Source organism: Clostridium sp., assembly GCF_047777555.1.
Taxonomy (GTDB): domain Bacteria; phylum Bacillota; class Clostridia; order Clostridiales; family Clostridiaceae; genus Clostridium_H.
In genome coordinates this window covers 123,731-136,169 of the sequence record NZ_JBKEEV010000002.1, presented here as the reverse complement: position 1 = coordinate 136,169, position 12,439 = coordinate 123,731, and the positions used below count along the sequence as shown (strand labels likewise).

Genomic DNA, 12,439 nt, shown 5'->3' with positions numbered 1-12,439 from the left:
TATGCAAAATCTCAAAAATGCATTAAATAAAGTACTAGAAGTAATATGTATAGTCTTATTTGCATTCATAACAATCGTAGGAACATACCAAATTGTAACAAGGTACGTGTTTAATGCTCCAAGTACAATTTCTGAAGAATTATTAACATTCTCATTTACATGGATGGCATTTTTAGCTGCAGCATTAGTTTTCGGTAAACGTGAACACATGAGAATGGAGTTTATTGCAGAAAAGTTTAAAGGAAAGTCCGGAATAATTTTAAGTATTATTTCTGAAATATTAGTTCTAGTTTTCTCACTTTTAGTACTTGTTTATGGTGGAACTGCAATTACAAAACTTACAGTATTACAAGTTACAGCATCACTAGGAGTTCCAATGTCATATATATATGTTATAGTTCCAGTAAGCGGAGTTTTAATATTGATCTATAACATTATTAATATAAGCCAATTTGTTTCACAACTAAAGGGAGAAAATTCTAAGTAAAAGAGGAGGAACACATTATGAATATAGCACTAATATCAGGGCTAATAATAGCTGTAGTTTTAGTTATATTATTGCTTGCAGGTATTCCTATTTCAATTGCATTAGGTGTATCTTCATTATTAGCCATATTACCAACATTAAATTTTAATGCTGCCGTTTTGACAGCTGCGCAAAGAACTTTTTCAGGAATATCTGTGTTTACATTAATAGCAATACCATTCTTCATTCTAGCTGGTAACATAATGAATAAGGGTGGAATAGCTATACGTTTAATAAACTTTGCAAAAGTTTTATCAGGTAGAGTGCCGGGTGCAATGATGCACACAAACTCAGTTGCAAACATGATGTTTGGAGCTATTTCAGGATCAGGTGTTGCAGCAGCATCAGCTATGGGTACTATTATAGGACCTATTGCAGAACAAGATGGATATGAACGTGATGATATGGCTACCATAAACATAGCCACTGCACCAACAGGATTATTAATACCTCCAAGTAATGTGTTAATCACATATTCTCTAGTAAGTGGCGGAACTTCAGTAGCAGCTTTATTCATGGGAGGATATGTTCCAGGAATTCTTTGGGGATTTGGATGTATGCTAGTTGGCTTCTTTATAGCACGTAAAAAAGGATATGTAAGCAAGGAACGTGTTACTGCAAAACAAGCATTAAAGACAACTCTTGATGCTATTCCAAGCTTATTGCTTATTATAATAGTTATCGGTGGAATTATTACTGGTATATTTACAGCTACAGAAGGTTCAGTAGTAGCCGTTGTATATAGCTTGATATTGTCTCTATTCTTCTATAAGACTATAACATTTAAAGATCTATATGGCATATTCAAGGAAAGTGCTGAATCTACAGGATTAATAGTATTCTTAATAGGTGTATCAAGTATTATGGCTTGGGTTATGGCCTTTACTGGAATACCTGCTGCAGTTTCAAATGCATTATTAAGCATTAGTAACAGTCCAGTTGTAATATTATTAATCATTAATATAGTACTACTATTTATAGGAACTTTCATGGATATTACACCTGCAGTCCTTATATTTACACCTATATTTTTACCAATATGTCAAGGGTTTGGAATGTCAGCAATTCAGTTCGGTATAATGATAACATTTAACCTATGTATAGGTACAATTACACCGCCAGTAGGAAATATTTTATTTGTTGGTGTTAAGGTTGCAAAAACTAAGATTGAAAATGTAATAGGAAAGCTAATACCATACTATGTAGCTATCTTTATTGTATTGCTGCTTACAACTTATGTACCGGCAGTTACTATGTGGATACCTACATTAATGGGATACAGTAAGTAATAACTTAATAGCAAAATATCAGATAAAAATAAAATAATATTCCCTGTAGTATACTTTAAAAATATTCTACAGGGAATATTACAATAGCGGTATAGGAGGGAAATTTTATGAAAATGACATTAAGATGGTTTGGAAAAGACCATGATTCAGTTACTCTTGAACAGATAAAGCAAATTCCTGGTGTTACAGGAGTTATTACAACATTATATGATATTCCAGCAGGCGAAGTATGGCCTATGGAGAGAATTTTAGAATTAAAGAAAGAAGTAGAAGAAAGCGGCTTAAAGATAGAAGGAATAGAAAGCGTAAACATTCATGACTCTATTAAAATAGGATCACCTGATAGAGAACAATACATTGAAAATTACATTGAAACTTTAGAAAACTTAGGTAAAGCTGGTATTAACATAGTTTGCTATAACTTTATGCCTGTATTTGACTGGACTCGTTCAGATCTTGCTAAAAAAAGAGAAGATGGTTCTACTGTTTTATCTTATGACCAAGATCTAATAGACAAAATTGATCCTGAAAAAATGTTTGCTCAAATTGATAGTAGCAGTAATGGATTTGTAATGCCAGGTTGGGAACCAGAGAGATTAGAAAAGGTAAAGGAATTATTTGAAAAATATAAGGATGTTGATAACGAAAAATTATTTAACAATCTTGTATATTTCTTAAATAAAATTCGCCCAGTTTGCGAAAAGTACGGTATAAAAATGGCAATACACCCAGATGATCCAGCATGGCCTGTATTTAATCTTCCAAGAATTATAAACAATAAAGAAAATATATTAAAACTTTTAAATACAGTAGATGGAGAATTTAATGGACTTACTCTATGCACAGGTTCTTTAGGATCAAATCCTAAAAATGACATTTGCGATATAATCCGTTCTACAAAAGGAAGAATTCATTTTGCTCATGTACGTAACATAATTCATCATGCACCAGGTAAGTTTGATGAAGCAGCACATCTATCAAAAGATGGTTCTTTAGATATGTATGAGATAATGAAAGCTTTACATGAAATCGGATTTGATGGACCAGTACGTCCTGACCATGGTCGTGCTATTTGGGGTGAAGTTGCAATGCCTGGATATGGATTATATGACCGTGCATTAGGAGCTGCTTATCTAAATGGATTAATAGAAGCTATTGAAAAATCAAGTAAAGAAAAATAAGATATAGAAATCATATACAAGGAGGAGAAACCCTTGAAGCTTAGACAAGAAGAATTAAAGAATGTAGAAGTTTGGGAAAAGGCTGGCTTTGAATTACCTAAATTCAATAGAGAAGAAATGATAAAAAACACTAAAGAAAATCCTGAATGGATACACTTTGGTGCAGGAAATATATTCCGTGCTTTCCCAGCAGCTGTTTGCCAAGAACTATTAAATAAAGGAATATTAAATACAGGTATAATAGTTGCTGAAGGATATGATTATGAAATAATCGAAAAAAGCTATAAAAATTTTGATGATTTAAGTGTTTTAGTAACTTTAAAAGCTGATGGAACTTTAGAGAAAAAAGTAATAGGAAGCATGGCAGAATCTTTAACTGTTGATACAAGCAATTCACATGACTGGAATAGGTTAAAAGAGATTTTTAGAAATAAGAGTCTAAAAATGGTATCTTTCACTATTACAGAAAAAGGATACAGTCTAGTAGATGCAAAGGGAGAATTTTTAAAAGATGTAGCTAATGATTTTACTAAGGAGACTTCTGCTGCAATAAGCTATATCGGTAAATTAGTTGCTTTATGCTATGAGAGATTTAAGAACGGTAAGCTTCCATTAACTTTACTAAGTATGGACAACTGCTCTCATAATGGTACTAAACTTCAAAATGCTGTTACTACATTTGCAGAAAATTGGGTAAATAATAAAATAGTAGAACCTGAATTCTTAACTTATGTTAAAGAAGACATATCTTATCCTTGGTCTATGATAGACAAAATTACACCAAGACCTGCTGAATCTGTTATAAAGATGTTAAATGAAGTGGGATTTGAAGACACAGAAGCAGTTGTAACATCAAAGAACACATATGTTGCGCCATTTGTTAATGCGGAAGAATCTCAGTATCTAGTTATTGAAGACAACTTTAAGAATGGTCGTCTTCCACTTGACAAAGGTGGTATTATTTATACAGATAGAGATACTGTAGACAAAGTAGAAAAGATGAAGGTTTGCACTTGCCTAAATCCTCTTCATACAGCATTAGCTATTTATGGATGCTTATTATCTTACACTAAGATTTCAGATGAAATGAAGGATAAGGAACTTGTAACTTTAATAGAAAACATCGGATATAAGGAAGGACTACCTGTTGTTGTAGATCCAGGCATTATATCACCTAAAGACTTTATTGATCAAGTATTGCAGGTGCGTTTGCCAAATCCATTTATGCCTGATACACCACAAAGAATTGCAAGTGATACTTCACAAAAGCTAGGAATACGTTTTGGAGAAACTATAAAAGCATATGTTAAAGATCCTAATTTAGATGTTAATTCATTAAACTTTATACCTCTTGTTATAGCAGGATGGTGTCGTTACCTAATGGGTATAGATGATAATGGAGATACATTTGAATTAAGTCCAGATCCATTGCTTTCGGTATTAATTCCAATAATGAATGATGTAAAGTTAAGCGAAAATAATGATATCCACAAACCTTTAAGCAAAATCTTATCTAATAAATCAATCTTTGGTGTTGATTTATATGAGGTAGGTTTAGGAGAAAAAGTTGAAGCTTACTTCAAAGAGCTAAATAGTGGAAAAGGTGCAGTTCGTTCAACTCTACAAAAGCATTGCACTCTTTAAATTTAATGCCATATATGATAAAATAAAAAATAATTAACTGCATTAATGCAGTTAATTATTTTTTAGTTAATTATTTTTTGAATGTAAAATGGAGAATGGTATGCAAATTACACAACGTTTAGAAAAAGAAACTGCAAGAGAATATGCTTATAGAATAATAAAAGATAATATAGTATCATTAGAACTTCCACCAGGAAGTAAGGTAAGTGAGAGTATGTTAGCAGAAGAGCTTGGTGTTAGTAGAATGCCAGTTCATGAAGCTCTTATTATATTAAATGAAGAAGGATTAGTAGAAGTGTATCCTCAAAGAGGAAGCTTTATTTCATTAATTGACAGTGAACTAGTCGATGAAGTAAGATTTTTTCGGCTTGTCCTTGAAAAGGCTATAGTGGAATTAGCCTGTGATATTGCAACAAAAGAAGATTTGTTATCAATAAAAGAAAATTTAAAATTGCAAGAATTATACTCAGAAGAAAATTTGCTAGCAAAAAATTTATATCTTGATAACGAATTTCACAGATTGTTGTTCGTAATTTGTAAAAAGGAAAATATATATAGAAGATTGAGAAATATGACTCCGCATTTTGACAGAGCAAGAAATTTGAGTCTTACAGTAACTGGAGATAGAAAGAGTATTTCTGAGCATAAGGCTATAGTTGATGCTATTGAGAAGAAAGACAAGAAATTAGCAGAAAAATATATAGTTGAGCATCTTTCGCGTTACAAGGTAGATGAAAAATTATTAAAAGCTAAATATCCTCAATATTTTAAAGAGAATCCTCATTTGTAAGAATACATGTGAGGATTTTCTTTAATAAATAATATATAAATACATTACATTTGTTGATTATATTTTATAAACTAACCTATGTCTTTTAAAAATCTAAGCGCATTTTTGTAGAATAATTTTTCTATAGCATCCTCAGAAAAATTATTGCGTTTTAGAGCATGTATCAATTTATTAATCTGCCCTATATTTTCTATTTCCAGAGTAGAGTCTATTCCATCAAAGTCTGAACCAATAGACAGCACTTCTATGCCGCCTACATTTATAATATGCTTTATATGAGCCAGCATATTTTCAATCTTACTAAAATCACCACTGCCTAAGAACTCTCCGTAAAAGTTTAATCCTATAACACCACCCTTACAAGCTAAAAGCCTTATCATATCATCTGTAAGATTTCTTGGATGATTAGTTACAGCTCTTGCATTTGAGTGAGAAGCTATAAATGGGGTTTTTGAATATTTAGCTACATCATAAAAACCTTTATCAGAAAGATGAGACACATCTATTATCATTTTTAAATTGTTCATCTCTTCTACCACATCTAAACCAAAAGGGGTAAGACCTTTATCGTAATATTTATAATCTACATTAGGATAACCTATCTCATTTGGAAAGTTCCAAGTTAAAGTTATAAGCTTAACTCCAAGTCTTTGAAAGTTTCTAAGATTAGAAAGTCTTCCTTTAAGGACACCACCTTCTTCTATAGTTAAAAAGGCTGATATTTTTCCTTGAGACTTATTAGATAGCAGTTCATCATAGTTCCTAGCAATGTCAATGGAATCCTTATTTTTATCTAGTTCTAAATAAAATCTATCCAGCATATTAAGACACTTTTCCAGAGGATTATTAGTGCTTCTTAGGTCTACAAATAAAGCAAAAAATTGAGCTAGGGAGTTTCCAGCCTTTAGCTTATTTATATCAACACTAAAATTATTGCTCTTCAATTTAGAATCCTCTTCATATATTTTTAAAATTGTATCACAATGAAAGTCAATTATATTCATGTATTTCACCTCCTTAATAAATAATAACTGTCGTCATACTATAATATATATTATATAAGTTTAACTATCTTATGAGAAGATTAATACTGTTTTATAACTTAGAGTGTAATAAAAATTGTAATAATTTAACTTTTATTGTTTTATTTTTTATTTAATTATGCTCATATCTAAATAATAACTGTCGTCATACTATAATATATATTATATAAGTTTAACTATCTTATGAGAAGATTAATACTGTTTTATAACTTAGAGTGTAATTTTAGCAGGCAAAAGCAGTGACAATTACTGCAATAAGCTTGACATAGATAACTTTTAATAATATAATCTTCTTTGAATAAAATTTTGACATAGTGATAGAATATGTATGAATACATATTTTTAAAGATAATGAAGAGGAGAGTAAATATAGAAATTCAATCCTAGCGAGCTGACGAGGGTGAAAGGTTGGCATTGAAACTATATGGAAGAACACCTCAGAATCTCTAACCCAAATTGTGGCATTAATGGCACAAAAGTAGGCTTAGACGGAGCCAAACCGTTAAGAATTGGAGAGTATATAATTGTACTCGTTAAAGTGGTCATGTTTTTTATGACAAGTTAGGTGGTACCGCGAATATATAACCTTCGTCCTGATATTAGGATCGAAGGTTTTTATAATTTTAATAATAAATTATATAACTAACTAGTCGATAATCACTGATTAATATTTTGATGTCATGTTTTAATTTAACTTCTTTTATAAAATAGTGATTAGCGGCTAGAGATTATAAAACTAGGAGGTAAGCAATGGAAAGTGTATTAATTAAAAAACTTTACAGAGAGACAGATAAGTTTTTAGGCAAGGAAGTAAGGATTAGTGGTTGGATTAGAACAATTAGATCTTCAAATAAGTTTGGATTTATTGAGGTTAATGATGGAAGCTTCTTTAAAAACCTTCAAGTAGTCTTTGATGAAGGATTAGAAAACTTTAAGGAGATTACTAAATACTCTATAAGCTCAACTATAAGTGTAGAGGGAGAACTTGTGAGAACTGAGGGCGCAAAACAGCCTTTTGAAATACATGCTAAGAAGGTAACTTTAGAAGGTAAATCTCACTCAGACTATCCTCTTCAAAAGAAAAGACATACATTTGAGTATTTAAGAACTATAGCTCATTTAAGACCAAGAAGCAATGCTTTCTCAGCAGTATTTAGAGTACGTTCTATAGCAGCTTATGCAGTACATAAGTTTTTCCAAGAGCAGGGATTTGTTTATGTTCATACTCCAATAATAACAGGAAGCGATGCTGAAGGTGCAGGAGAAATGTTTAGAGTAACTACTCTAGATATTGAAAATCCACCAAGAGATGAGAAGGGAAACATAGACTACAAGAAAGATTTCTTTGGAAGACAAACTAACCTTACAGTAAGTGGTCAGCTTGAGGCTGAAATATATGCTCTTGCTTTTAGAAATGTATATACATTTGGGCCAACATTTAGAGCAGAAAACTCAAACACAGCAAGACACGCATCAGAATTCTGGATGATAGAACCTGAGATGGCATTTGCAGAATTAAATGACTATTTAGATGTAGCTGAAGCTATGGTTAAATATATAATAAACTATGTAAGAGAAAATGCTCCAGAAGAGATGGAGTTCTTTAATCAATTTGTAGATAAAGGCTTATTTGAAAGATTAGATAACGTAGTTAATTCTGATTTTGCAAGAGTTACATACACTGAGGCTGTAGAGCTTCTTAAAAAGTCAGGAGAAAAATTTGATTACCCAGTAGAGTGGGGAATAGATTTACAAACAGAGCATGAAAGATATTTAACAGAGAAGATATTTAATAAACCAGTATTCGTTACAGACTATCCAAAGGAGATTAAGGCCTTTTACATGAGATTAAACGACGATGGAAAGACTGTTGCAGCAGCAGACCTTCTAGTTCCAGGAGTTGGAGAAATCATAGGTGGAAGCCAAAGAGAGGAAAGAATTGATGTTCTTGAAAAGAGAATGGAGGAGCTTGGACTTAACAAGGAAGATTATTGGTGGTATTTAGAGCTTAGAAAGTATGGAGAAACTAAGCATTCTGGATATGGTCTTGGTTTTGAAAGAATGATAATGTATCTAACAGGAATGAGCAACATAAGAGACGTAATTCCATTCCCAAGAACTCCAGGAAACGCAGAATTTTAGAAAAAAATGAGCAATATCCTTATTATGTTACCATGTGCATAATTGAAATCTTAGCTGTTATATAGTATTATAATATGTGTTGGAAAACGTGTGCAAAATACTATAAAAAGCTAAGGAGAATTGATATGAACAAAGAAAATACTTGTTTTTATTGTGAAAAGGACAAAAGACTTGATGATTTAATGATTAAGGTGTGCAAACTTAATGCATCTACTGTTTATTTATTTAGAGAACAAACATATAGAGGAAGATGCGTTGTAGCTTATGATGAGCATGTAAATGAGCTATATGAATTAGGAGAGAAAGAACTTGAGATATATATGAAAGATGTTACAAAAGCAGCGGCTGCAATTAAAAAGGCCTTTTCACCTAACAAGATAAACTATGGAGCATATTCAGATAAGCTTCCTCATCTTCATTTTCATATAGTACCTAAGTATGAAGATGGCTATAGTTGGGGCGGTACATTTGAGATGAATCCTCAAAAAACATATCTTAAAGATGAGGAATATGAAGAGATTATAAATGCAATAAAAGCGAATTTATAAAGAGAATCCATAAATAGGCACAAAAATTCTTTGTTAAAAAGGAGTTTTGTGCCTTTAATTATTTTATAAGATGTTATTTCTATTCACTTTTGTGTCAATAATAGAAGATAAGATGGCATGAAAGGATGGTAGTATGTTCAAGATTATAGGAAGATTATTAGGATTTGCTCCTGAAGAGATAAAATATGATAAAGAAATATTAAGCTTTATGCTCATAGGTACAATTATTTTTTTATTTTTGGGAGTAATTCATACTGAAAAAGGTGCAAAGTTTTTATATACAAATAGACTGGCTATAAACCTAATGTCAGCAGCAGAAAAAGAAGGAATAACAAATGAGACTGTTGATAAATTCACTTATAGCTTTAAGGAGTATATTCCTGTAAATATAAGAGAATTTGAGCTGTATGATATAAAAGATAGATTACAAAATTATATAAATGATTTAAAAAATGAAAAGAACTCCAGCTTGGATAATATAATAGATAGCTTAGAAAATATATATAAAATAGATGATAAAGAAAAACTTCTTAAAGAATTAAACAATATAAATATAAAAGATATGCTCACAAATATTAGCAAAGAAGAAATTGTAAAAAAAGATTTAGAAGAGACAGTAGAGTGGCAGACTAGCGTATTTTTATCAAATGTTTATTTTATTTTAGGCGCTTTTCTTGGATTTTCAACTATTATAGTAAAGGTAATATGTGAAATTAAACTTATAGAAAAAAAGAATAAAAATTTAAATAAGAAAGAACAGATACTATAAATAAAAAGTATAGATAACTTTAAAGCTATCTATACTTTTATTAGCTATTTTGCTAGATTAAATATGGCTATAATATCTTCCTTATTAAGTTTTACAAAATTACCTAAAGGTCCGTTTTCTGTTGCTTTTTTAGCCATTTCTTCAAATTTATCATCTGGTATATTAGCTTCCCTTAAAGAAACAGGCATTCCTATTTCCTTAAAATAAGCCTTAGTTTTTTCAATGCCTTCTAAGGCAGTTTTTTCAAGGTCATTTACATCAATTTCTACATTCCATACTCTATTAGCAAATTGGGCAAATTTTTTTACATCTTTTTTATATACATATTTCATCCAAGCAGGGAATAGTATTGCAAGGCCAGCGCCATGAGTGATATCGTAAATTCCACTTATCTCATGTTCTATATCGTGAGTTGCCCAATCTTCAACTCTTCCTGTTCCAAGGAGACCATTGTGTGCTATAGTGCCAGCCCACATAATTTCAGCTCGAGCCTCATAGTTTTTAGGATTCTGTAAAACTATAGGCACATTTTTGATTATAGTCTTAAGAGTACCTTCACTTAGTCTATCGGTTAAATCCACATTAGGTTCATTTGTAAAATATCTTTCAAATATATGTGCCATCATATCTGCAGCACCAGCAGCAGTTTGATATGGTGGTAAAGTATATGTAAGTTCAGGATTCATTATTGCAAATACTGGTCTTATAAGATTATCTCCAACTGATCTTTTATACCAGCCATCTTCATTTGTTATAACAGAACTAGTACTAGATTCGCTTCCAGCTGCAGGTAGAGTTAAGATTACTCCAACAGGCAGTGTAGATGATACTTTAGCTTTTCCAGTATAAAAGTCCCATACATCACCTTCGTAATGTACGCCTATGCCTATAGCTTTAGAAGAGTCAATAACACTTCCACCGCCTACAGCTAATATAAAATCTATGTTATTTTCGCGGCATATTTTTATTCCTTCTTTAACTAAGCTTAATCTAGGATTTGGCTTAACACCACCAAGTTCAAAAACTTCAAGGTCAGCATCCTTCAGTGATTTAATCACTTTATCATAAAGACCAGATTTTTTTATACTTCCTCCACCATAATGAAGTAAAACCCTGCTTCCAAATTTTTTAACTTCATCTCCTACTTGGCTTTCAGTACCCTTTCCGAAGATAATTTTTGTAGTATTTTGATAACTAAAATTAATCATTTTTCAACGCCTCCTTAGGGATGTTTTTTTCATATAAGTTTATTATACTACACAGAAGAAGTTTTATTTGAAAACATATTAAGAGGCGGCTTAAAGGCTTATTTCCTGGGCTGACTTTATATTTTAATAAAAATCATAGTAATCGTCTATAGGTTCTTCATCCATATCTTTAAATACTTCTTTGCTCATTTCAACATCATCATTGTAACCAATTTCAGCAGTATAGTCATAATCATATCCGTCATAAAATCCAGTTTTGGATTTAGTTATAAAACGATAAGGAATCTCTTCAAAGGACATAATCTTCACCACCTTTATAATATAAAGATTTGTGGAATTATATAATTAGATTGTCCTTATGAAGAGTTTTTATTCCATTTATAATTTTTCAGCCATAGATTCTAGGATCTTAGCAGTTTTGTGTAAGTTATTTATAGATTCTAATATTTTTAAAATCGAGTCAGATTGTTCGTTAAAGGTTTTCACAGAATCATTTAGTTTTTCATTAATATTTTCAACAGATTTCTGTATGGAATTAATGACATCATTTATTTGCTTTATGGAATCGGCACTAGAAGAAGATAGTTTTTTTATTTCAGAGGCTACTACTCCAAAACCTCTTCCGGCATCTCCAACTCTTGCAGCTTCTATGGAGGCATTTAATCCTAGTAGTCGGGTTTGATTAGCTATTTTATTTATAAATTTTATTATTTCATCAGTATTATTAGTATGTACTAAGGTTTCATTTATCTCACTAAATATATCATTATAGGAACTTGACACCTGATTAACTCTAGAAGTAATCTTATTAGATTCATCAGAAATACTATTTATAGAACTTGCCAAAGATTTGGACATATCTAATATATCGTTACGGTTCTTCAAACTTCTTCCATAGGATACTGCACCTACAATAGCACCATTAGATGATAATATAGGAACAGCTATAACTCTTATAGAAAAGCCAAAACTGCATCTATCCGTAGTTATTGACTGTACTTTACCAGTTTTAATAGCTTTAGCAAGGACGTCATCTTTAGGTATTGGAGAACCTGTTTCAAACACAGGCGGCATATGTTCGCTTGGAATAACTTTTAAAACTTTTTCTTTATCTGAAAGGATAAATGACATTTCATCCTCGAAAAGGTTAGGTAATTGATCCATTATATGATAAAAACATTCTAAGGTATCCACATTGTTGCTATCTGAATAATTCATAATTTCATGTCCTCCTTGAAATTAATATTTTATTAGCCATTAACAAAAATGGATTATTATTAAAGTATATACTATTTTTAG

Annotated in this window: 12 protein-coding genes and 1 other annotated feature; of the genes, 8 read left to right on the top strand and 4 right to left on the bottom strand. The window is 31.1% G+C overall.

Annotated features, from left to right (window positions below; genetic code table 11):
- Position 1 precedes the first annotated feature (1 nt).
- The 5 genes from ACFWTK_RS03800 to ACFWTK_RS03780 all read left to right on the top strand — a co-directional run bounded on the left by ACFWTK_RS03800 (position 2) and on the right by ACFWTK_RS03780 (position 5,430).
- The gene (locus ACFWTK_RS03800) at positions 2–487 is read left to right on the top strand and encodes a TRAP transporter small permease (RefSeq protein ID WP_415874805.1); all 486 of its coding nucleotides are present in this window, start codon (positions 2–4) and stop codon (positions 485–487) included.
- 17 nt (positions 488–504) lie between these two features.
- Positions 505–1,815, top strand: a complete 1,311-nt coding sequence (locus ACFWTK_RS03795; RefSeq protein WP_415874804.1) for a TRAP transporter large permease — start codon at positions 505–507, stop codon at positions 1,813–1,815.
- Positions 1,816–1,922: 107 nt separating this feature from the next.
- Positions 1,923–2,996: a mannonate dehydratase gene (uxuA, locus tag ACFWTK_RS03790; RefSeq protein WP_415874803.1), complete on the top strand. Its 1,074-nt coding sequence runs from the start codon at positions 1,923–1,925 to the stop codon at positions 2,994–2,996.
- Positions 2,997–3,029: 33 nt separating this feature from the next.
- Complete coding sequence (locus ACFWTK_RS03785; protein ID WP_415874802.1) at positions 3,030–4,640, top strand: mannitol dehydrogenase family protein; 1,611 nt, start codon at positions 3,030–3,032, stop codon at positions 4,638–4,640.
- A 100-nt stretch (positions 4,641–4,740) separates the two neighbouring features.
- Entirely contained in the window at positions 4,741–5,430 is a 690-nt protein-coding gene (locus tag ACFWTK_RS03780) for a GntR family transcriptional regulator (protein ID WP_415874801.1), read from the top strand.
- A 71-nt stretch (positions 5,431–5,501) separates the two neighbouring features.
- On the opposite strand, the gene ACFWTK_RS03775 is transcribed toward ACFWTK_RS03780, so the two are convergent.
- Positions 5,502–6,434, bottom strand: coding sequence for a dipeptidase (locus ACFWTK_RS03775; protein WP_415874800.1), 933 nt, complete (start codon positions 6,432–6,434; stop codon positions 5,502–5,504).
- A 381-nt stretch (positions 6,435–6,815) separates the two neighbouring features.
- Positions 6,816–7,072: a binding site (T-box leader), on the top strand.
- 151 nt (positions 7,073–7,223) lie between these two features.
- On the opposite strand from ACFWTK_RS03775, the gene asnS reads away from it, so the two are divergent.
- The 3 genes from asnS (at position 7,224) to ACFWTK_RS03760 (ending at position 9,932) form a co-directional block, all read left to right on the top strand.
- Positions 7,224–8,615 (top strand): asparagine--tRNA ligase, encoded by a 1,392-nt coding sequence (gene asnS, locus ACFWTK_RS03770; protein ID WP_415874799.1) that lies wholly within the window; start codon positions 7,224–7,226, stop codon positions 8,613–8,615.
- A gap of 125 nt (positions 8,616–8,740) precedes the next feature.
- Complete coding sequence (locus ACFWTK_RS03765; protein WP_415874798.1) at positions 8,741–9,163, top strand: HIT family protein; 423 nt, start codon at positions 8,741–8,743, stop codon at positions 9,161–9,163.
- Between the two features lie 133 nt (positions 9,164–9,296).
- A complete protein-coding gene (locus ACFWTK_RS03760; RefSeq protein ID WP_415874797.1) occupies positions 9,297–9,932 on the top strand; it encodes a hypothetical protein in 636 nt (211 codons plus the stop codon).
- 44 nt (positions 9,933–9,976) lie between these two features.
- On the opposite strand, the gene ACFWTK_RS03755 is transcribed toward ACFWTK_RS03760, so the two are convergent.
- The 3 genes from ACFWTK_RS03755 to ACFWTK_RS03745 form a co-directional block, all read right to left on the bottom strand.
- Positions 9,977–11,140: an iron-containing alcohol dehydrogenase gene (locus tag ACFWTK_RS03755; RefSeq protein ID WP_415874796.1), complete on the bottom strand. Its 1,164-nt coding sequence runs from the start codon at positions 11,138–11,140 to the stop codon at positions 9,977–9,979.
- Between the two features lie 123 nt (positions 11,141–11,263).
- Positions 11,264–11,440, bottom strand: a complete 177-nt coding sequence (locus ACFWTK_RS03750; RefSeq protein ID WP_415874795.1) for a hypothetical protein — start codon at positions 11,438–11,440, stop codon at positions 11,264–11,266.
- Between the two features lie 78 nt (positions 11,441–11,518).
- Positions 11,519–12,358 (bottom strand): methyl-accepting chemotaxis protein, encoded by an 840-nt coding sequence (locus ACFWTK_RS03745; protein WP_415874794.1) that lies wholly within the window; start codon positions 12,356–12,358, stop codon positions 11,519–11,521.
- Between the last annotated feature and the right edge of the window lie 81 nt (positions 12,359–12,439).

Coding starts and splice junctions, on each gene's coding strand:
- ACFWTK_RS03800 (WP_415874805.1), top strand. CDS start 2: ATGCAAAATCTCAAAAATGCATTAAATAAAGTACTAGAAGTAATATGT.
- ACFWTK_RS03795 (WP_415874804.1), top strand. CDS start 505: ATGAATATAGCACTAATATCAGGGCTAATAATAGCTGTAGTTTTAGTT.
- uxuA (WP_415874803.1), top strand. CDS start 1,923: ATGAAAATGACATTAAGATGGTTTGGAAAAGACCATGATTCAGTTACT.
- ACFWTK_RS03780 (WP_415874801.1), top strand. CDS start 4,741: ATGCAAATTACACAACGTTTAGAAAAAGAAACTGCAAGAGAATATGCT.
- ACFWTK_RS03775 (WP_415874800.1), bottom strand. CDS start 6,434: ATGAATATAATTGACTTTCATTGTGATACAATTTTAAAAATATATGAA.
- asnS (WP_415874799.1), top strand. CDS start 7,224: ATGGAAAGTGTATTAATTAAAAAACTTTACAGAGAGACAGATAAGTTT.
- ACFWTK_RS03765 (WP_415874798.1), top strand. CDS start 8,741: ATGAACAAAGAAAATACTTGTTTTTATTGTGAAAAGGACAAAAGACTT.
- ACFWTK_RS03760 (WP_415874797.1), top strand. CDS start 9,297: ATGTTCAAGATTATAGGAAGATTATTAGGATTTGCTCCTGAAGAGATA.
- ACFWTK_RS03755 (WP_415874796.1), bottom strand. CDS start 11,140: ATGATTAATTTTAGTTATCAAAATACTACAAAAATTATCTTCGGAAAG.
- ACFWTK_RS03750 (WP_415874795.1), bottom strand. CDS start 11,440: ATGTCCTTTGAAGAGATTCCTTATCGTTTTATAACTAAATCCAAAACT.
- ACFWTK_RS03745 (WP_415874794.1), bottom strand. CDS start 12,358: ATGAATTATTCAGATAGCAACAATGTGGATACCTTAGAATGTTTTTAT.